This window comes from Streptomyces sp. NBC_01477 (assembly GCF_036227245.1).
In the GTDB taxonomy this organism is placed as follows: domain Bacteria; phylum Actinomycetota; class Actinomycetes; order Streptomycetales; family Streptomycetaceae; genus Actinacidiphila.
On the sequence record NZ_CP109445.1, the window covers coordinates 6270080 to 6290003 of the forward strand.

At 73.5% G+C, this 19924-nt stretch carries 17 protein-coding genes; 10 read left to right on the forward strand and 7 right to left on the reverse strand.

The window, feature by feature from the left end; all coding sequences use genetic code 11:
- Window positions 1–263: 263 nt before the first annotated feature.
- The 3 genes from OHA86_RS26615 (at window position 264) to OHA86_RS26625 (ending at window position 2483) form a co-directional block, all read left to right on the forward strand.
- Entirely contained in the window at window positions 264–869 is a 606-nt protein-coding gene (locus tag OHA86_RS26615) for a cysteine hydrolase family protein (RefSeq protein WP_329179147.1), read from the forward strand.
- Window positions 866–1786, forward strand: coding sequence for a GlxA family transcriptional regulator (locus tag OHA86_RS26620; protein ID WP_329179149.1), 921 nt, complete (start codon window positions 866–868; stop codon window positions 1784–1786). Before OHA86_RS26615 ends, OHA86_RS26620 begins: the two co-directional genes overlap by 4 nt.
- A 91-nt stretch (window positions 1787–1877) precedes the next feature.
- Window positions 1878–2483: a hypothetical protein gene (locus tag OHA86_RS26625; protein ID WP_329179151.1), complete on the forward strand. Its 606-nt coding sequence runs from the start codon at window positions 1878–1880 to the stop codon at window positions 2481–2483.
- Here the strand turns inward: OHA86_RS26625 and OHA86_RS26630 are convergent.
- The 3 genes from OHA86_RS26630 to OHA86_RS26640 form a co-directional block, all read right to left on the reverse strand.
- Window positions 2473–2952, reverse strand: coding sequence for an OsmC family protein (locus OHA86_RS26630; protein ID WP_329179153.1), 480 nt, complete (start codon window positions 2950–2952; stop codon window positions 2473–2475). The genes OHA86_RS26625 and OHA86_RS26630 overlap by 11 nt on opposite strands.
- Window positions 2953–2966: 14 nt before the next feature.
- The gene (locus OHA86_RS26635; protein WP_329179155.1) at window positions 2967–3590 is read right to left on the reverse strand and encodes a GntR family transcriptional regulator; all 624 of its coding nucleotides are present in this window, start codon (window positions 3588–3590) and stop codon (window positions 2967–2969) included.
- Window positions 3591–4127: 537 nt separating this feature from the next.
- A complete protein-coding gene (locus OHA86_RS26640) occupies window positions 4128–4799 on the reverse strand; it encodes a SanA/YdcF family protein (RefSeq protein ID WP_329179157.1) in 672 nt (223 codons plus the stop codon).
- 123 nt (window positions 4800–4922) lie between these two features.
- Between OHA86_RS26640 and OHA86_RS26645 the strand changes: the two genes are divergently transcribed.
- The 7 genes from OHA86_RS26645 to OHA86_RS26675 all read left to right on the forward strand — a co-directional run bounded on the left by OHA86_RS26645 (window position 4923) and on the right by OHA86_RS26675 (window position 13103).
- The gene (locus OHA86_RS26645) at window positions 4923–5369 is read left to right on the forward strand and encodes a gamma-glutamylcyclotransferase family protein (RefSeq protein ID WP_329179159.1); all 447 of its coding nucleotides are present in this window, start codon (window positions 4923–4925) and stop codon (window positions 5367–5369) included.
- 66 nt (window positions 5370–5435) lie between these two features.
- Window positions 5436–6416 (forward strand): sirohydrochlorin chelatase, encoded by a 981-nt coding sequence (locus tag OHA86_RS26650; RefSeq protein ID WP_329179161.1) that lies wholly within the window; start codon window positions 5436–5438, stop codon window positions 6414–6416.
- Window positions 6417–6469: 53 nt separating this feature from the next.
- Window positions 6470–7765 carry a deoxyguanosinetriphosphate triphosphohydrolase gene (locus OHA86_RS26655; RefSeq protein WP_329179163.1) on the forward strand — a complete coding sequence of 432 codons (1296 nt, stop codon included), beginning with the start codon at window positions 6470–6472 and terminating at the stop codon, window positions 7763–7765.
- A gap of 264 nt (window positions 7766–8029) precedes the next feature.
- Window positions 8030–9292, forward strand: coding sequence for an NAD(P)/FAD-dependent oxidoreductase (locus tag OHA86_RS26660; protein WP_329179165.1), 1263 nt, complete (start codon window positions 8030–8032; stop codon window positions 9290–9292).
- A 19-nt stretch (window positions 9293–9311) separates the two neighbouring features.
- Window positions 9312–9767 carry a GNAT family N-acetyltransferase gene (locus OHA86_RS26665; protein ID WP_329179167.1) on the forward strand — a complete coding sequence of 152 codons (456 nt, stop codon included), beginning with the start codon at window positions 9312–9314 and terminating at the stop codon, window positions 9765–9767.
- Between the two features lie 44 nt (window positions 9768–9811).
- Window positions 9812–11743, forward strand: a complete 1932-nt coding sequence (gene dnaG / locus OHA86_RS26670) for a DNA primase (RefSeq protein ID WP_329179168.1) — start codon at window positions 9812–9814, stop codon at window positions 11741–11743.
- Between the two features lie 142 nt (window positions 11744–11885).
- On the forward strand, window positions 11886–13103 hold the full coding sequence (locus tag OHA86_RS26675) for an RNA polymerase sigma factor (protein WP_329182569.1): 1218 nt from the start codon (window positions 11886–11888) through the stop codon (window positions 13101–13103).
- Between the two features lie 25 nt (window positions 13104–13128).
- On the opposite strand, the gene OHA86_RS26680 is transcribed toward OHA86_RS26675, so the two are convergent.
- From OHA86_RS26680 to OHA86_RS26695, 4 genes are all read right to left on the reverse strand, one after another.
- Window positions 13129–14055 (reverse strand): DUF3048 domain-containing protein, encoded by a 927-nt coding sequence (locus OHA86_RS26680; protein ID WP_329179170.1) that lies wholly within the window; start codon window positions 14053–14055, stop codon window positions 13129–13131.
- An 87-nt stretch (window positions 14056–14142) separates the two neighbouring features.
- Complete coding sequence (locus tag OHA86_RS26685; protein WP_329182570.1) at window positions 14143–16059, reverse strand: ABC transporter ATP-binding protein; 1917 nt, start codon at window positions 16057–16059, stop codon at window positions 14143–14145.
- Between the two features lie 161 nt (window positions 16060–16220).
- Window positions 16221–17957 carry an ABC transporter ATP-binding protein gene (locus tag OHA86_RS26690; protein WP_329179172.1) on the reverse strand — a complete coding sequence of 579 codons (1737 nt, stop codon included), beginning with the start codon at window positions 17955–17957 and terminating at the stop codon, window positions 16221–16223.
- A 249-nt stretch (window positions 17958–18206) separates the two neighbouring features.
- Window positions 18207–19736 carry an FGGY family carbohydrate kinase gene (locus tag OHA86_RS26695; protein ID WP_329179174.1) on the reverse strand — a complete coding sequence of 510 codons (1530 nt, stop codon included), beginning with the start codon at window positions 19734–19736 and terminating at the stop codon, window positions 18207–18209.
- Window positions 19737–19924: the final 188 nt, after the last annotated feature.

Sequence of the window (19924 nt, forward strand, 5' to 3'; positions counted from 1 at the left end):
CGGTCCCTGGTGGCGGGGTCTGCGGTGGTGCGGCTCGCAGCCGTGGTCACAGCCATGCTCAGAAACCTCCGTCGTCGGCCGTGGCAGGAGCCTGCGCCGCGGCTGTTTCCCACCCGCATCCCCGCCGTTACCCGAAGGGAACGGTGCGCTCATCCCCGGCAGCGCCGGAATGTGAGCCGGGTCGCGGCAGCTGACCGGATCGTTCCGTACCGGGACACGATCGTGTCTGGTGGCGCGGGCGCGGACCGAGCAGGATCGCTGGTATGACACCGACCACGGACACCTCCGCCACCGCCCTGCTCGTCATCGACGTCCAGGAGTCCTTCCGGCAGCGGGAGAGCTGGCAGGCCGCCTCCGACCCCGACGTCGCCGACAAGGTCGGCCTGCTGGTCGACCACGCCAGACTGCACGGCCACCTGGTGGTGTGGGTGCTGCACGCGGAAGCCGGCTCCGCCACCGTCTTCGACCCGGCGCTCGGCCACGTCCGGCCGATCGACGGCCTCACGCCCGCGGCCGGCGAACCGGTGCTCACCAAGACCTCGCACAACGCCTTCACCACCACCAACCTCCAGCAGATCCTCACCGAGCACGGCATCCGCGGCCTGATCACCTGCGGCATCCGCACCGAGCAGTGCGTCGAGACCACCACCCGGCTCGGCTCCGACCTCGGCTACGACGTCACCTTCGTCAGCGACGCCACCGCCACCGAGCCCATCGCGCACCGCGACGCGCCAGCGGACCGCCCGCTCGCCGAGGTGCTGGCCGACCCGCGTACGCTGCTGCCCGCCGAGATCATCGCCCGTACCGAATACGCGCTGGCGGGTCGCTTCGCCACCGTCACCACCGTCAAGGAGCTGACCGGATCGTGACCCGGGTGGTCTTCCTGCTCGTCCCGCGACTGCACCTGCTCGACCTCGCCGGGCCGGCCCAGGTGTTCTCCACCGCGGCCGACCACGGCCTCGGCCACACCCTGCGCTACGTGGCCGAGCAGGAGGACGTACCCACCGCCCAGGGCATCACCCTGCGCGCCGAGAGGGCGCTGCCCGCACTCGGCGCCGACGACCTGGTCGTCGTACCCGGCTGGCGCTCGCACACCCTGCGCGACACCGGGCCGCTGGCCCCGGCCACCCTCGACTGGCTGCGCGCCCACCACGCGGCGGGCGGCACCGTCGCCAGCGTCTGCGCCGGGGCCGACGCGCTGGGCCGCGCCGGCCTGCTCGACGGCCGCCGCTGCACCACCCACCACGACGTCCAGGACGAACTGGCCCGCCGCTACCCCCGGGCCACCGTCGTACGCGACGTCCTCTACGTCGTCGACGGCCGGGTCGTCACCTCCGCGGGCATCGCCAGCGGCATCGACCTCGCGCTGCACCTGGTCGCCGTCCGGCACGGGCCGGGCGCCGCGGCGCGCGTCGCCCGCCAGATGGTCGTCTACGCCCGCCGCAACGGCGACGAGCAGCAGGCCAGCGCCATGCTCCGGCACCGCGGCCACGTCAGCGACGCCGTCCACCGCGCCCAGGACCTCATCGACGCCCGTTACGGCGACCGCCTCGCCCTCGCCGACCTCGCCACCGCGATGGGCCTGAGCGAACGCACCCTCACCCGCCGCTTCACCGCGGCGACCGGGCTCACCCCGCTGCGCTACCAGCAGGAACTGCGGATCGAGCGGGCCGAGCACCTGATCGGCCACGGCACGACCGTGGAGTCCGCCGCGCGGGCGGTCGGCTTCCAGGACGCACGGATGCTGCGCAGGCTGCGGGCCCGCACGGGGAGCCCGGCGGGCTGACGCCGCGGGTGCGCACCCGGGAGCCCGGCGGCCTGAAAGTGGGAGAGCGCGCTCCGGGCCGGCGGGCGGCCGGCGGTGCCACCCTGGACGGATGGAGATCCGTGACCCGGGCGACGTGCCCGGGACGCCCCCGCCCCGCGGCCCGTACCACCGGCAGCCGCGGGCGCACTGGCAGCAGCCCACGTACACCCTGCCGGTGTCCGTGCCGGGGGACGCCGTCATGATCCGCACCGACGAGATCGCGGTCTGGATCGGCGGGGTCCGGGCGTACCCGAACGGCTTCGACTTCGTCCTGCGGGCGGTCCGCGGCCCGAACTGGCCCGACGCGCCCGAGAGCACCGACGCCTCGCTGCTGCGGCTGGAGGTCGCCTTCGGCAACGGCAGCAGCGTGGTCAAGCACCCCGGACCGCCGGTGCCCGCCAGCGTGGTGCGGACCGGCCCCGACGGGATCACCCTGCTGCTGCTCGCCGGCAACGGCGGCCCCGAACTGTGGGAGTCCCGCTACTGGGTGCACCCGCTGCCGCCGGACGGCCCGGTCACGCTGACCGGCGGCTGGCCGGAGCCCGGCACCCCCGGCGGCAGCGTCGAATTCGACGGCACCGCCATCCGCGCGGCAGCCGCCGAGGCCGTACGGCTGTGGCCCGACGAGGAGTTCGACATCCCCGGCGGCGCGGCCTGGTCGACGTCTAGCGGCTGACGGCCACCGTCGGCTCGTGCCGCACGGGGAAGTTGACCGAGTTCGCGATGAAGCACAGCCGGTGCGCGTCCGTGTGCAGCGCGGCGGCTTTCTCCGCCATGGCCGCGTCGGCGACCTCGACCGCCGGGCGCAGCACCGCCTCGGTGAAGTGGCCGCCGCCGTCCGGGGTCTGCGTCATCGTGCCGGCGGCCTGGTCGGTATAGCCGGTCACCGTCACGCCGTTCACCGCGCACAGGTGCAGATACGCCAGCAGGTGGCACTGCGACAGCGCGGCGAGCAGCAGCAGTTCGGGATTCCAGCGGCTCGCGTCCCCCCGGAAGGCCGGGTCCGACGACCCGAGCAGCACCGGGACGCCGGGCGCGGACACCTCGTGGGCGCGCTCGTAGGAGCGATAACTGTCCGTGCCCGAGCCGAGGTTGCCGGTCCACACCAGGTCGGTGCGGTAACTGTGCACATTCGCTGACGCCATGGTGGCGGGTCCTTTCAGCCGCAGGTGTCGAGTACGTGCCGCCGGGCGATGCCGGCGGCGTCCGCCGCTCTGCCCTCGGTGATCGCGGCCAGCAGCTCACGGTGCTGGCCGTTCACCTGCGCCGGGCGGTGCGGCGGGTCGAGAGAGGCGCGCGTGGAGACCACGATCTGGTCCCAGAGCCGGTCCAGGGCGGCCTGCGCCGGGGCGTTCGCGGCGAGGGCCGTGACGCGCTGGTGGAAGCGGCGGTTGTACGCGACCGCCTCGGCGAAGCGGCCCTCCGAGGTGGCCTCCTCGGTCAGGGCCGCGTCCGCCGCGAGCGCGGTCAGCTCGGCCGGGGCGATCAGGCCTGCGGCCTGGCGTTCCGCGGCCAGTTCCGCGGTCAGCGCTTCCAGTGCCGCCCGCACCCGGTAGGTGTCCCGCAGCGCGGCCGGGTCCAGCGCCGCGACCACGACGCCGCGGCCGTCCGCGCTGGTCACCAGGCCGTCCGCGATGAGGCTGCGCAGGGCTTCTCTGACGGGTGTCCGGCTCATCGCCAGCGTGCCGGCGACCTCTGTCTCGGTCAGCCGGTCCCCGGGCGCGTATGCGCCCGCCACGATCATTTCGCGCAGCCGCGCGTGGGCTGCATCTGTTTGCTGCACGCCGTCAGCGTACGGGCTGTATGCATTGCATGCAACGCATACGAGGCGGCGCCTCTCCTGCCGCCCGGCCGCCTTGTGCCGCTCCCCCCGGGCGCCCCGGGCGACTGCCCCGTGCGGTGCGTGGCCTGCCTGCGGCGCTTTGGGGCGGTGGCTGTCCGTCTCCCCACGACGGTTCGTGGTGGCTTGTCGCGCAGTTCCCCGCGCTCCTGGGGGTTGCCGCTTGCGGTGCGTGTTCGCCTGCGGCGCCGTCGTGGTTGCGCGCGCGGTTCACCGCGCCCCGGTGGGGCACGGTTCCTCTTGCGCAGAGGGCAGGTCACCCAGGGGCGCGGGGAACCGCGCGGGCAACCGCAGTGCGGCGGCACTGTGCACGCAACAGGACGGGGCAGCTCTCAGGGGCGCGGGGAACCGCGCGGCCAGCCGAGACGCACCGCAACTGTGCAGGCCACCGCAAGTGGCAACCACCCCCAAGCCCGGCGCCGGCGGAAAAGCGGTGGCACCGCAAGGGGAAAGGGGGCGAGGCCCGCGGCAGGGCGCGGGTCAGGGGGTCGGAGCCAGCGCAGCGGCTATGTGGGGGTCCCGGGGGCCGAGGAAGCGGGGGGAGGGGCGGACGGCGGCGTCCACCGCCGCCTTGCCCGCCGCCAAGAGCTCGCGGGCACCACCCGCGTACCACGTCGCATCGTGGCGCTCATCGACGCCGACACCATAGACGTCGAGCCCGGCGGCTTCGCACAAGGCGACGGCCCGCCGTATGTGGAAGCCCTGGCTGACCAGTACGGCCCGCCGCACCCCGAACACGCGCTTCGCGCGACTGCACGAGTCCCACGTGTCGAACCCGGCGTCGTCGACGACCACCTGCCCGGAGGGCACCCCGTGGGCCACGAGATACGTCCGCATCGCGCCGGGCTCGTCGTACGACGTACGGCTGTTGTCCCCGGTGACGAGCAGCACCCGCACCTTGCCCGCCCGGTACAGCCCGGCGGCCGCGTCGAGGCGGTGCGCGAGGTAGGGCGAAGGCCGCCCGTTGTCGAGGCCCGCGCCGAAGACGACGGCGACCGGTGCCGCCGGCACATCGGCCAGGTCCCGCACCCGCCCGCCGCCGGCGACCTGCACCCACACCGCGGGCAGCAGCCCGACCGTGCAGAGCGCCGCGACGGCCTGCACCGTACGCCGCCACCCGGTGCGGGTCCGCGGCAGCCGCAGTCCGCGCATGCCGTACCCCCCTCGCTCTCGTCACGGTGATCGACGCGCCGAACCGCCCCGCGGTTGCGGCCGCACCGGGCACAGTGGTGACAGCCCGCACCGCCGACCGCACCGCCGACCCCGGAGGCCACCGTGACCGACCGCCGTCTGCCGTTCTTCGTCTACGGCACACTGCTGCCCGGCGAGCGCAACCACCGGCTGCTGGCCGGGCGGACCCGTTCCTGGACCCCCGCGGTGCTGCCAGCCACGCTGCTCTTCCTCGGCCCCGGCTATCCCTTCGCTGTGGCGGACCCGGCCGGGGCCGCCCAGGTGCGCGGCGAGGTCGTGGAGATAGCCGAGGACCTGTACGACGCCGTGCGCGCCGACCTGGACCGCCTGGAGACCTACGCGCCCGGCGACCCGGCGAACCGCTACGAGCGGGTGAGCCGGGCGGTGCGCGGCGAGCGCGGGGAGACCGAGGTCTGGGTCTACGTGGCGGGCCCGGTCATCATCCGGGACCTGCTGCCGACGGCCGACCGTATCCGCGACGGGGACTGGCGGCGCCGCGACAGCCTCACCGCGGACGGCGCCGACGTGTGATGCCGGGGCAAACATCCGTGACCCCTGTGCAATGGCGTCGCAATGCCGCGCGTGCACTATTGACGTATGACGTCCCTTTCGCCCGTACGCGGCCATTTCCGCCCCACCCTGGTGGCCGTCGCACACGGCAGCCGCGACCCCCGCGCACTGCCCGCGGTCCGCGCGCTGCTGGAGCGGGTCCGGGCGGCGCGGCCAGGCGTCGACGTGCGCCTCGGCCATGTGGAGCTGAACGAGCCGCTGCTCGCCGACACCCTTGCCGCGCTTCGCGGTGGCCGGGGCCGTGGCGAAGTCGTCCTCGTCCCGCTGCTGCTGAGCCGCGGCCACCACGTCAAGCACGACCTGCCCGCGGCACTGGCGGCGGCGCCCTGGCTGCACGGCACGGTCGCCGCCCCGCTCGGCCCGCACCCGCTCCTGACCGACGTCCTCCACGCCCGCCTCCAGGAGGCCGGATGGCCCGCCCCTGACACGGAGCCGGCCGCCCCCGGAACCCGGGCCGCGCAGACCCCGCTGACGCCCGCCGCCGTGGTCGCGGGTCAGGCGCTGTCGGCCGGGGCGAGCGCCGAGGTGGGCCAGACCGCGCCGTCGTCCATGACCGCGCCCACGCAGGTGCGGCCCGCCACCGCGGCCACCCGCTTCCACCACCCCGGCACGGCAGACCCGCGGCCCGCCGCTGTCGTCCTCGCCGCCGCCGGGTCGCGGGATGCCGACTCCGGGCGTGACACCGTCCGCGCCGCCGCCCTGCTCGCCGGGCGCCTCGGCGTGCCCGTCGTGCCCGCGTACGCCTCCGCCGCCGCGCCCAGCGTGCCCGACGCGGTCGACGGACTCGCCGCCCTCGGCATCGACCCGCGGCGTATCGCGGTCGCCTCGTACTTCACCGCGCCCGGGCGGTTCGCCGGGCAGACGGCCGCCGCCGCGCCCTGGATCGCCGCGGCGCCGCTCGGGCCGCACGAGGCGATGGCCCGGCTCGTACTGCACCGCTACGACGAGGCCGCCCGCGCCCTGCGGACGTCCGCCGCGCCGCCGCGGCCGTTCGCCCGCGCGAGCTGAACCGGCAGGCGGCGGACACCCCGCAGCCACCCGCGCCGGTTACGGTCGGGGCTATGGACAGCGACGACGCGCGACTGGAGAGCTACGAGCGCCACGGACCCTACGGAGCCGCGGACACCGACCGCTACGTTCCCGAACCGGACAAACGGCCCGGGCGTACGGCCTTCCAGCGCGACCGGGCGCGCGTGCTGCACTCCGCCGCATTGCGACGCCTCGCGGGCAAGACGCAGGTGGTCGATCCCGGCGTCAGCGACGCCGCGGTGCCCGACACCAGTCCGCGGACCCGGCTGACGCACTCGCTGGAGTGCGCACAGGTCGGCCGCGAACTGGGCGCGGCGCTCGGCTGCGACCCCGACCTGGTCGAGACCGCGTGCCTCGCGCATGACCTCGGGCACCCGCCCTTCGGGCACAACGGCGAAATCGTGCTGGCCGAATTCGCCGCGGACTGCGGCGGCTTCGAGGGCAACGCGCAGAGCCTGCGGCTGCTCACCAGGATCGAGCCCAAGCGTTTCGCGTCCGCGGACGTCAGCGTCGGGCTCAACCTCACCCGGGCGGCGCTCGACGCCGCCACCAAATACCCCTGGCCGCGCGGCGGCGCCCCGGACGCGCCCGGCAGCCCCAAATTCGGGGTCTACGAGGACGACCTCCCCGTCTTCCGCTGGGCGCGGCAAGGCGCGCCCGAAGGCCGTAAATGCTTCGAGGCACAGGTCATGGACTGGTCCGACGACGTGGCCTACTCCGCGCACGACCTCGAGGACGGCCTCCAGGCCGGCCACATCGACCCCCGCGCCCTGACCTCGGCCCCCGAGCGGGCCGAGGTCTTCGGCTGCGCCGCCGCCCGCTACGCCCCCGCGGACGCCGGCCCCGACGAACTCGCCGCCGCGCTCGACCGGCTCCTGGCCCAGCCGTGGTGGCCGGACCGATACGACGGCACCGCCCAGGACCAGGCCCGCCTCAAGGACGCGGCGTCCCAGCTCATCGGCCGCTTCTGCCTTGCCGCCGAGGGCGCGACGCGGGAGCGGTACGGCACGGCCCGGCTCACGCGGTACGGGGCGGAGCTGGTCGTACCGCGCGAGCAGCGGCTCGAATGCGCCGTCCTCAAGGCCGTCGCCGACTGCTACGTCATGCAGCGGGCCGCGCAGGCGCGGCGGCGCGCCGAGCAGCGGGTCGTCATCGCGGAACTGGCGGCGGCACTGCTGGCCCGCGCCCCCTCGGGGCTGGATCCGCAGTTCGCGGCGATCTTCGCTGCCGCGGCGGATGAGCAAGGGCGGCGGCGCGCCATCGTGGACCAGATCGCCTCATTGACGGACACTGCCGCGACGGGGCTGCACGCACGCCTTACGCGGTGACGTATGGCCCCGGGGCGGCCCGCCCGGCCGATACCGGGGCCTTCTCCCGGTGGGGGCCGGTCGCGCGGTTCCCCGCGCCCCTGGGGGCTGCCCCCTGCCGTGGCGTGTTCCCCGCCGCCCCCGCGGGCGTGCCGCCGGCGGCACGCGTGTCCGGTGTGCCGGACGGGAAGGGTCACAGGAGGGAGTTCGGCGCGGCGCCCTTCCGGACGGCCCCGGCGTAAGGGACGCTCGCGTATAACGAACGACCGGCAGGGGAGGCGCACAGTGGTGGACGCACACCAGACCTTCGTGATCGTCGGAGCGGGACTCGCCGGGGCGAAGGCCGCGGAGACCCTTCGCTCCGAGGGTTTCACGGGCCGGGTGATACTGATCGGGGACGAGCGCGACCACCCGTACGAACGGCCCCCCCTGTCCAAGGGGTATCTGACCGGCGGCGCGGAGCGCGACTCCGTCTTCGTGCAGCAGCCCGGCTGGTACGCCGAGCACGACGTGGAACTGCACCTGGGCCAGCCCGTGGTGCACCTCGACAAGAAGGCCCGCACGATCACCCTCGGCGACGGCACGGCGCTGATCTACGACAAGCTGCTGCTGGCGACCGGCTCGGAGCCGCGCCGGCTGGACATCCCGGGCACGGACCTGGCCGGGGTGCACCATCTGCGGCGGCTCGCGCACTCCGACCGGCTCAAGCAGGTGCTGACCAGCCTCGGCCGGGAGAACGGGCACCTGGTGATCGCCGGAGCGGGCTGGATCGGCCTGGAGGTGGCCGCCGCGGCCCGCGGGTACGGCGCCGAGGTGACCGTCGTGCATCCGGACCCGACCCCGCTGTACGGCGTGCTCGGGCCCGAACTGGGCGCCGTCTTCACCGACCTGCACGCCGAGCACGGCGTCCGCTTCCACTTCGGCGCCCGGCTGACCGAGATCGTCGGGCAGGACGGCATGGTGCTGGCCGCGCTCACCGACGACGGCCAGGAGCACCCGGCCCACGACGTGCTCGCCGCGATCGGCGCGGCCCCGCGTACCGCGCTCGCCGAGGTCGCGGACCTGGACCTGGCCGGCCGGGAGGAGGGCGGCGGCGTCGCGGTGGACGCGTCGCTGCGCACCTCGGACCCCGACATCTTCGCGGCGGGCGACGTCGCCAACGCCGAGCACCCGCTGCTGGGGCGGCGGCTGCGGGTCGAGCACTGGGCGAACGCTTTGAACGGCGGACCGGCGGCGGCCCGCGCCATGCTCGGCCGACCGGTGTCGTACGACCGGATCCCGTACTTCTTCTCCGACCAGTACGACCTGGGCATGGAGTATTCCGGCTACGCGCCCCCCGGCTCGTACGACCAGGTGGTCTGCCGCGGCGACGTCGGAAAGCGGGAGTTCGTCGCCTTCTGGCTGCGCGAGGGCCGGGTGCTGGCGGGTATGAACGTCAACGTGTGGGATGTCACCGACCAGATCCAGCAGCTGATCCGCTCGGGCCGCCGGGTCGACCCCGACGCGCTGTCGGACCCGGCGGTCCCGCTAACCTCGTTCCTGGACTGACCAGGAAGGACACCCCGCCATGCCCGTCTCGCGCACCGCTGTCGTACCCGTCGAGGAGATCTTCGCCCTGCGGTGGGCGGTGCTGCGGACCGGGCTGCCGCGGGAGACGGCCGTCTACCCGGAGGACGTGCGGCCCGGCACCTTCCACATAGCCGCCTACGACGAGTCCGGCGCCGTCCAGGGCTGCGGCACCTTCTTCCCCGACCCCCTGCCGGGTGAAGCGGCGCCCGCGTACCGCTTCCGCGGCATGGGCAGCGCGCCCGAGGTGCGCGGCCGGGGCTTCGGCGCCGCCGCGCTGACCGCGGGGCTGCGCGAGTGCGCGGCCCGCGGCGCCGGGCTGGTGTGGTGCAACGGGCGCACGTCTGCCACCGGCTTCTACCAGCACCTGGGATTCACGCTCACCGGCGAGGAATTCACCGTCGAGCCCAGCGGTCCGCACTACGTCTTCGTGACGAAGGACCTGGACCGTCAGTGACGCGGACGTCGGAAGCTGTCCGAGCCGAGCCGTAGACTTCACGCGTGGCAGGCAGGATCAGGGACGACGACGTGAAGGCGGTACGCGACGCCGTTCCGATCGATGCCGTCGTCGCCGAGTATCTCCAGCTCAAGAACGCGGGCGGCGGCAATCTGAAGGGCCTGTGCCCCTTCCACGACGAGAAGTCGCCGTCCTTCCAGGTCAGCCCGTCCAAGGGGCTCTACCACTGCTTCGGCTGCGGTGAGGGCGGCGACACCCTGGCCTTCGTGATGAAGGTCGACCACCTGTCCTTCACCGAGGCCGTCGAGCGGCTGGCCGGCCAGGCCGGGATCACCCTGCGGTACGAGGAGGGCGGGCATGTCCCCGGCCGCCAGCAGGGCGAGCGGATCCGGCTGGTCGAGGCACACCGGGCCGCCGCCGCCTTCTACGTCGAGCAACTGGGCGGCGCCGAGGCCGAGATCGGGCGCAAGTTCCTCGCCGCGCGCGGTTTCGACCAGGCCGCCGCCGAGCACTTCGGGGTCGGTTACTCCCCTGCCGGGTGGGACCACCTGGTGCGGTTCCTGCGGGGCAAGGGCTTCTCCGACAAGGAGATGATCACCGCGGGTCTGGCGCTGGAGAGCCGCAGGGGCGGGGCGATCGACCGCTTCCGCGGGCGGCTGATCTGGCCGATCCGGGACATCACCGGCGAGGTGATCGGCTTCGGCGCCCGCAAGCTGCGCGACGACGACCAGGGGCCGAAGTATTTGAACACCTCCGAGACCCCGCTCTACCGCAAGTCCCAGGTGCTGTACGGCATCGACCTGGCCAAGAAGGAGATCGCCAGGACCGGGCGCGCGGTGGTGGTGGAGGGCTACACCGATGTGATGGCCTGCCATCTGGCCGGGGTCACCACCGCGATCGCGACCTGCGGCACGTCCTTCGGCGGCGACCACATCAAGATCCTGCGCCGGCTGCTGATGGACAACGCCGCCTCCGAGGTGGTCTTCACCTTCGACGGCGACGAGGCCGGGCAGAAGGCGGCGCTGCGGGCCTTCGAGGACGACCAGAAGTTCGCCGCCGAGACGTCGATCGCGGTCACCCCCGGCGGCATGGACCCGTGCGACCTGCGGCTCGCCGAGGGCGACGCGGCGGTGCAGCGGCTGATCGACGGGCGCACCCCGCTGTTCGCGTTCGCGCTGCGCTCGATCGTGTCGCGCTACAACCTGGACACCGACGAGGGCCGGGTCGCGGCGGTCGACGCGGCCGTACCCGTCGTCGCGGCGATCAAGAACCAGGCGCTGCGCGACCGTTACGCGATCCGGCTGGTCGGCATGGCGGGCATCGGCAGCCAGGCCGAGGAGCAGTCGATGATCCGCCGGGTGCGGGCGATGTCCCGGGCCAGGGCGGCCGGCGGCGGCAGCACCTCGGGCCGCCCCGACTACGCCAGGCGCCCCGACCCGGGCTCCGAGCGCCGTCCCGCCGGCGCCCCGGCGCAGAACGTGCCGCGCGGGCCCCGGCTCGACCTGCGCAGCCCCGCCCACCGGGTGGAGCGCGAACTGCTGAAACTGGCCCTGCAGTATCCGGCGCTGGTCTCCCCGGCCTTCGACGCCTACGGCGAGGACGAATTCACCGGCCCGCCCTATGTGGAGGTGCGCCGGGTGATCGCCGCGGTCGGCGGGGTGGAGCAGGCCGACGCGGAATATCTGACCCGGGTGCGCGAGGCCGCGCCCGACGACACCGTACGGATGATGGTGACCGAGCTGGCGGTCGAGCCGGTGATGCACAAGGCGCCGGAGTTCTACGCGGGCGAGGTGCTGGTCCGGGTGCGGATGCTGGCCGTCGAGCGCCGGGTCGCCCAGGTGCACGCCACGCAGGCCCGGCTGACCGCCCAGGGCGTCCCGCCGGACGCGCCCGAGGTCACCGCGGCGCTCGGCGAGCTGTGGGCGCTCCAGCAGTACGGCCAGCGGCTGCGCGAGCAGGGCGCTGCGGCGCTCTGACCACCCGCGTACGGTGCGCCGCGAGCTCAGGGGTGAACGTATCGGAGCGAACGCGAAGCGTAACGAAAACAGAAAAGCAGTCGCACGACCCTCGTGGCATCACCCCAGTGTGGGCCACACTGGGTGACGGCCCAGAGCCCGCATCGGCTCCCTCCCGAGCCTTCTCCGAGCCCTCTCAGAGCCCAATGTCGCGCTCACCGCGGAGGTCGCTTCCGTGCAGACCCATACGCAAACGCAGGCGCACATCCCGATCCCGGTCCCGGCCGCCCGCCCGGCCCTCGTACCGGTCGCGCCGGACCCCGAGCCGGCGGAGCACGCCCGGGTGCCGGAGCAGCGGGCGCAGTCGGAGCCGTCAGGCGGCGGCCCCGAGGAGCCGGTGCCCCTCGATCCGGTCGATCCGCTGCCGGCGGAGCCGCCGGCCCCCCGCCGCCCGCGCGCCGATCCGTCCGGCCCGTCCGCCGACCTCTTCCGGCAGTATCTGCGCGAGATCGGCCGTATCCCGCTGCTGACCGCCGCGCAGGAGGTGGAACTGGCCCGGCAGGTCGAGGCCGGGCTCTTCGCCGAGGAGAGGCTGACCGCCTTCCCCGACCTCGACTCGCAGCTCGCCGTCGACCTCGACTGCGTCGTGGTGCAGGGCCGGATGGCCAAGCGCCGTCTCATCGAGGCCAACCTGCGGCTGGTCGTGTCGGTGGCGAAACGTTACATCGGACGCGGCCTGACCATGCTCGACCTGGTCCAGGAGGGCAACCTCGGGCTGATCAGAGCGGTCGAGAAGTTCGACTACGCCCGCGGCTACAAGTTCTCCACCTACGCCACCTGGTGGATCCGCCAGGCCATGTCCCGCGCGCTGGCCGACCAGGCCCGTACGATCCGGGTCCCGGTCCATGTCGTCGAACTCATCAACCGCGTCGTCCGGGTCCAGCGCCGCCTGCTCCAGGAACGCGGCCGCGAGCCGAGCGCCGCCGAGGTCGCCGCCCAGCTCGACATCACCCAGGAGCGGGTCTGCGAAGTCCTCCGCCTCGCCCAGGAACCCGTCTCGCTGCACGCCCCGGTCGGCGAGGAGGACGACGTGGCGCTCGGCGACCTCATCGAGGACGGCGACGCCGCCTCCCCGGTGGAGTCCGCCGCCTTCCTGCTGCTGCGCGAACACCTCGAAGCGGTCCTGTCGACGCTGGGCGAACGCGAACGCAAGGTCGTCCAGCTCCGCTACGGCCTCGCCGACGGCCGCCCCCGCACCCTGGAGGAGATCGGCCGGATCTTCGGCGTCACCCGCGAACGCATCCGCCAGATCGAGTCCAAGACCCTCAACAAACTCCGCGACCACGCCCTCGCCGACCAGCTCCGCGGCTACCTCGAATAGCCCGCACTCCGACCGGGGCCGCCCGTCAGGGGGCCAGGACGATCCAGGTGCGGCCGGGGTGGAGGGGGAGCGTACGGCCCTGGAAGGTGTACGTGGTGCCGGAGGCGGGGGACGGGCGGTCCCATGCGGCCGCGTAGGAGCGGCCGTTGCGCAGGATCAGGGCCGAACCGTGGCCGACGGTCTGGCTGTAGGGGACGTAGCCGGTGCGGCTGTGGTAGTCGGACTCCTTGACCTGCACGTGCTGGACGATGACGTTGTCGGCGGTCCAGGGGGACGTCTTGCCGTCCATGGCGACGCGGTACTGGGTGCCGTTCCAGGTGAAGGAGAAGCGGGCGGCGGGCATCCTGGCCGAGGCGGTGGTGGCCGCGGTGCCGCCGGCCGGGGTGGCGGCCTCGAAGCGCAGCCCGATGTCCTTGGCGGTGCCGCCCTTGGCCGCGGGCTTCGCCGGGCGCAGGTACTCGTTGTGCGGCGCGGACCGGTCGTGGCTGCGGTAGAAGTCCTTCGTGCCGGTGACCGCGGTCAGCTCCGTACTCTTCTTGAGCACCGGCAGCAGCATGCTCTGGGCGCCGGAGAAGGCCAGCGCCGGGTGGTCGTACTCGGCCAGCAGCTGCGGATCCGTCTCCCGCGCGCTGCGCACGGGGCCGACGGCCGCCGGCAGGTGCTTGCTGTCGAAGACGGCCATCAGGCGGGACAGCCCGCCCTCGACCTCGATGGCGTAGACGAGCGCCGCGTCATTGAGCCCGGTCTGCGGCCGGGCGGCGGGCACATTGTCGATCTTCACCGCGAGCACGTGCCCCGCGGCGCCCGGCTCCCCGGTCAGATACGACCGGGCCGGGGCACTGGTCCGCGCCGCCCCGCCCCCGCCGTCCGCGCCCGTACACCCGGCGACCAGCACCAGCGCGACCGCCGCCGCGCCCACGGCACCCGTACCCAGCGCTCGCCCTCTGCCCATCGCTGCTCCCCGCGTGCGGTCGACCTCATCCCATAGTGCGCCCGCACGCCCCGGAAGTCCTGCCGCGGACCGGCCGGGCCGCGATTTCTAGTCGACCTCCGCCACCGCCTGCGCGAACTGCGCCGCATAGAGCCGGGCATAGGCGCCGCCCGCCGCCAGCAGCTCCTCGTGCGTGCCTTGTTCCACGATCGCGCCGGACTCCATGACCAGGATGACGTCGGCGTCGCGGATCGTGGACAGCCGGTGGGCGATCACGAAGCTCGTCCTGCCGTGGCTGAGTTTGGCCATCGCCCGCTGGATCAGCACCTCGGTACGGGTGTCGACCGAGCTGGTCGCCTCGTCCAGGACCAGGATCACCGGGTCGGACAGGAACGCCCGCGCGATGGTGATCAGCTGCTTCTCGCCCGCGCTGACGCCGGTGCCCTCGTCGTCGATGACGGTGTCGTAGCCGTCGGGCAGGGTGCGGATGAAGCGGTCGGCGTGCGCGGCCCTGGCCGCCGCCTCGATGTCCTCGCGGGTCGCCTCCTCACTGCCGTAGCCGATGTTCTCCGCGATCGTGCCGCCGAAGAGCCAGGTGTCCTGGAGCACCATCCCTATCGAGGAGCGCAGCTCCTCCCGGGACATCGCCGAGACGTCGGTGCCGTCCAGGGTGATCCGGCCGCCGGACACCTCGTAGAAGCGCATCAGCAGATTGACCAGGGTGGTCTTGCCCGCGCCGGTCGGGCCGACGATGGCGACCGTGTGCCCGGGCTCCACCGCCAGCGACAGGCCGTCGATCAGCGGCTTGTCCACCTCGTAGCGGAAGGACACCTCCTCCAGCGCGACCCGGCCGGTCAGCTCGGCGGGACGGACCGGGGCCTCCGGGTCCTGCGACTGCTCCTCGGCGTCGAGCAGTTCGAAGACCCGCTCGGCCGAGGCGACCCCGGACTGGATCAGGTTCGCCATGCTCGCGACCTGCGTCAGCGGCTGGCTGAACTGCCGCGAATACTGCACGAAGGCCTGGACGTCGCCGATGGACAGCGAGCCCGACGCGACCCGCAGACCGCCGACCACGGCGACCAGGACGTAGTTCAGGTTGCCGATGAACATCATCATCGGCTGGATCGTGCCGGAGATGAACTGCGCCTTGAAGCCGGTGCCGTAGAGCGCCTCGTTCTCCTGCCGGAAGATCTCCGCCGACTCCTCGGCGCGGCCGAAGACCTTGACCAGGGAGTGGCCGGTGTACATCTCCTCGATGTGCGCGTTCAGCCGGCCGGTGGTCTTCCACTGCTGCACGAACTGCGGCTGCGCCCGCTTGCCGACCCGGGTCGCCACCAGCAGCGTCACCGGGACGGTGACCAGCGCCACGAGGGCCAGCAGCCAGGAGATCCAGAACATCATCGCCAGCACACCGACGATCGTCAGCAGCGAGTTGATCAGCTGGCCCATGGTCTGCTGCATGGACTGGCCGATGTTGTCGATGTCGTTGGTGGCCCGGCTGAGCACCTCGCCGCGCGGCTGCTGGTCGAAGTACGACAGCGGCAGCCGGGACAGCTTTGCCTCGATGTCCCGGCGCAGCCGGTACACCGTGCGGTTGATGACCGTGGTCGCGACCCGCATCTGGACCACGCTGAAGAGCGCCGCCACCACGTACACCCCGAGCGCCAGCAGCAGCACGCCGCCGATCGCACCGAAGTCCATGCCCTTGCCCGGGGTGAAGTCGATGCCCGACAGCATGTCGGCGACCCCGCCCTTGCCGTGCGCCCGCAGCGAGTCGAGCGCCTGGTCCTTGGTGGTGCCCGACAGCTGCCGGCCGATGACCCCGGCGAAGATCAGGTCGGTCGCGTGGCCCAGGATGCGCGGCCCGGTCACGGCGAGCGCGACGCTCACCGTGCCGACGCCGAGCACGCAGTAGAGCAGGAAGCGGTCGGGGCGCATCAGGCCGATGAGGCGCTTGAGCGAGCCCTTGAAGTCCATCGAGCGCTCGATCGGGCCGCCGCTCATGAAGCGGGCGGGGCCGGCCATGGGGGCCGGGCCGCGGCGCGCCACGGCCATCTGCTTGCCGCCGGGGCCGCCCGGTCCGCCGGGTCCTGCCGGTCCGCCGGACCCGGACGGTCCGCCCGGTCCGCCTCCGTTGGCGGACGGTCCGCCCGGTCCCGCCGGTCCGCCCTTGCCTCCCTGGCCGCTCATGCCGCGGCCTCCTGCTCGGTCAGCTGGGACAACACGATCTCCCGGTAGGTCTCATTTCCGGCCATCAGCTCCGTGTGGGTGCCGGTGCCGACGACCCGGCCCTCGTCCAGGACGACGATCCGGTCGGCATCGCGGATCGTGGACACCCGCTGGGCCACGATCACCACCGTCGCGTCCGCGGTCTCCGCCGACAGCGCCCGGCGCAGCGCCGCGTCCGTGGCGTAGTCGAGCGCGGAGAAGGAGTCGTCGAACAGGTAGATCTCCGGGCGCCGCACCAGCGCCCGCGCGATGGCGAGCCGCTGCCGCTGGCCGCCGGACACGTTGCTGCCGCCCTGCGCGATCGGCGCGTCGAGGCCGCCGTCCAGCCGCTCCACGAAACCCCTGGCCTGCGCCACCTCCAGCGCGTGCCACAGCTCGTCGTCGGTCGCGTCCGGCTTGCCGTACCGCAGGTTGGACGCCACCGTCCCGGAGAAGAGGTACGGCTTCTGCGGTACGAGGCCGACCGTCCGCGCCAGCAGCGCCGGTTCGATCTCCGCCACGTCCTCGCCGTCGACCAGTACCCGGCCGCCGGTGGTGTCGTACAGCCGCGGGATCAGGCCGAGCAGGGTGGACTTGCCGCTGCCCGTGGAGCCGATCACCGCGGTCGTCTCGCCCGGCCTGGCGATCAGGTCCACGCCCCGCAGCACCGCGGCCTCGGCGCCGGGGTAGGCGAAGTCCACGTTGAACAGTTCGAGTTCGCCGTGCCGCCGCAGCGTGGTGACGGGCGCCGTGGGCGGTACGACGCTGGAGGGGGTGCCCAGCACCTCCTCGATGCGCTCGGCGCACACCTCGGCGCGCGGCACCATCATGAACATGAAGGTGGCCATCATCACCGACATCAGGATCTGCATCAGATAGCTGAGGAAGGCGGTCAGCGCGCCGATCTGCATACCGCCGCTGTCGATCCGGTGGGCGCCGAACCACAGCACGGCGACGCTGGAGACGTTCACGATCGCCATCACGGTCGGGAACATCAGCGCCAGCAGCCGGCCGGTGGCCAGCGACACCTCGGTGACCTCGTCGTTGGCCCGGCCGAAGCGCCGCTGCTCGTAGTCGTCCTTGACGAAGGCCCTGATCACCCGGATGCCGGTGATCTGCTCGCGCAGCACCCGGTTCACGGTGTCGACCCGCTTCTGCATGGTGCGGAAGAGCGGGCGCAGCTTGCGGATGATCAGACTGACCGCGACGGCCAGCACCGGCACCACGCCCAGCAGCAGCGACGACAGCGGCACGTCCTGGCCGAGCGCCATGATGATGCCGCCGACGCACATGATCGGCGCCGAGACCATCATCGTGAACGTCATCAGCACCAGCATCTGCACCTGCTGGACGTCGTTGGTGGTGCGGGTGATCAGCGAGGGGGCGCCGAACTGCCCGACCTCGCGGGCCGAGAAGCTCTGCACCTGGTCGAAGACGGACCTGCGGATGTCCCGGCCGACCGCCATCGCGGTGCGGGCGCCGTAGTAGGTCGCACCGATCGCGCACACGACCTGCACGACCGTCACGCCGACCATGATGGCGCCGGTGCTCAGGATGTAGCCGGAGTCACCCTTCACCACACCGTTGTCGATGATGTCGGCGTTCAGGGTGGGCAGGAAGAGGGCCGCGATGGTCTGGACGAGCTGGAGCGCGACCAACAGGCCGATGGGGCGCTTGTACGGTCCCAGGTGGGACCGCAGGAGTCGGATCAGCACACTGACTACCTCGGGTCGGTCGGCTCGGGCTCGGGGCTCGGGTGGGGACGGTGCGGCAAGGTGCGTCCCGCGCCGTTGGCGCAGGACGCGGTATCGGTCTTTTTAACCGCTAGGACGCGGGCGCACCGCTCAGGGTTGACCGGTGGAGTCCGGTACGGCCGGGCACGTCACCGCCGCCGCCCGGCTCGGCCCGGTCCGACCACGACCGGCGCGCAACACTATCCTCGGGCATCCCAGCGCCGCACATGATTAAAGCGAGGCAAAGGCTCCCGGATGGGTGTGCTCGCGCACCGCGATGTACTGCTGGCGCACCGCCGAGCCGACCGCCGTACCGCCGCCGCCGTTGCCGCCCGTACCGCCGTTCCCGCCGGGGCCGCCCGTGCCGCCGGGATGGCCCGCGTCGTCGGCTGGCGCGCCATCGGCCGGGTCGAGCAGCCGGAAGGCGGGCTGCGGCCAGTGCGGGGGCTCGGTCTGCGACTGCGAGCCGAGCACCGCGCCCAGCGACCAGGCCGCCTGCCGGGCCGCGCCGATGGCCGCGTACTCCGCCGCCGGCGGCACCACGACCAGGGTGCCGAAGAGGGCCGGCGCCAGCGCCTGCACCGCGGGCAGCTCGGCCGCCGCGCCCAGCAGGAAGACCCGGCGCACCTCCACGCCCTTGTTGCGCAAAACGTCCAGCGCGTCGGCCAGCCCGCACAGCATGCCCTCGAAGGCCGCCCGCGCCAGGTGCTCGCGCTTCATCGAGTCCCGCCGCAGCCCGGCCAGGGTGCCCGCGGTGTGCGGCAGGTCGGGGGTCCGCTCGCCCTCCAGATACGGCAGCAGCACCAGCCCGTACGCCCCCGGCGTCGACTGGAGCGCCAGCTCGGACAGCCCCGGCAGGTCGGTGCCCAGCAGCTCGGCGGTGCCGCGCAGGGTGCGTACCGCGTTCCGTACCTGGACCACCGGGAGGTGGCGGCCGGTCGCGTCGGCGAAGGCGGTGACCGTGGCGGTCGGGTCCTTGAGGGCTTCGTGGTGCACCGCGAAGACGGTGCCGGCCGCGCCGAGCGAGACCACCGCGTCGCCCGGGCCGAGGCCCAGGCCCAGGGCCGCGGCCATGTTGTCGCCGGTGCCGGCCGAGATCAGCAGGCCCTCGGGCGTCTGGCCCGCGGGCTCCGCGGGGGACAGCACCTCGGGCAGCGCCACCTGGTGGCCGAGGGCCAGCTCGACCAGGTCCTTGCGGTATTCGCCGGTGGCCGCCGACCAGTAGCCGGTGCCGGACGCGTCGCCGCGGTCGGTGGTGCGGCGGGCCGGCTGGCCCAGCAGCTGCCACACCAGCCAGTCGTGCGGCAGCAGCACCTCCGCGATGCGCTTGGCCGTGGCCGGTTCGTGCTGGGCCAGCCAGCGCAGCTTCGCCACCGGATACGCCGCCTGCGGCTGCGCGCCCACCGCCTCGGCCCAGGCCGCGGCCCCGCCCAGCTCCTGCGTCAGGTCCGCGGCCTGCACCTGCGCCCGCTTGTCCCCGCGCAGCAGCGCCGGGCGTACGGTCACACCGCCCGCGTCCAGCGCGAGCAGCCCGTGCTGCTGCCCGGAGATCCCGATCGCCTGCACACCTTCGAGCACCCCGCCCTTCGCCGCCTCGCCCAGCGACAGCAGCCACGCCTGCGGGTCGATCTCGGTCGGCTTCTCACCGTCCGGCACCTGGTGGGGTGCGTACCCCTGCCGCAGGACCTCACCGGTGTCGGAATCGCATACGACGACGGTGGTACCCGCGGTGGAGTTGTCTATACCGGCCACTTTGCCCATACGGCCGATGATGCCGTACCCGGCGCCCCTCGCGCCTCACGGTTCGGCGTCAGGTGCGTCAGGTGTTCGAGCCGGGGGGCGGGGCCGGGGCCTCCGGTGCTGGAGCCGGGGGTTGGGGCCTGGCGCTCCGAGGCCGGGGCCGGGCTCTGGGGCCGGGGGTCCGGGCCGGGTGTTCCGAGGCCGGGGCC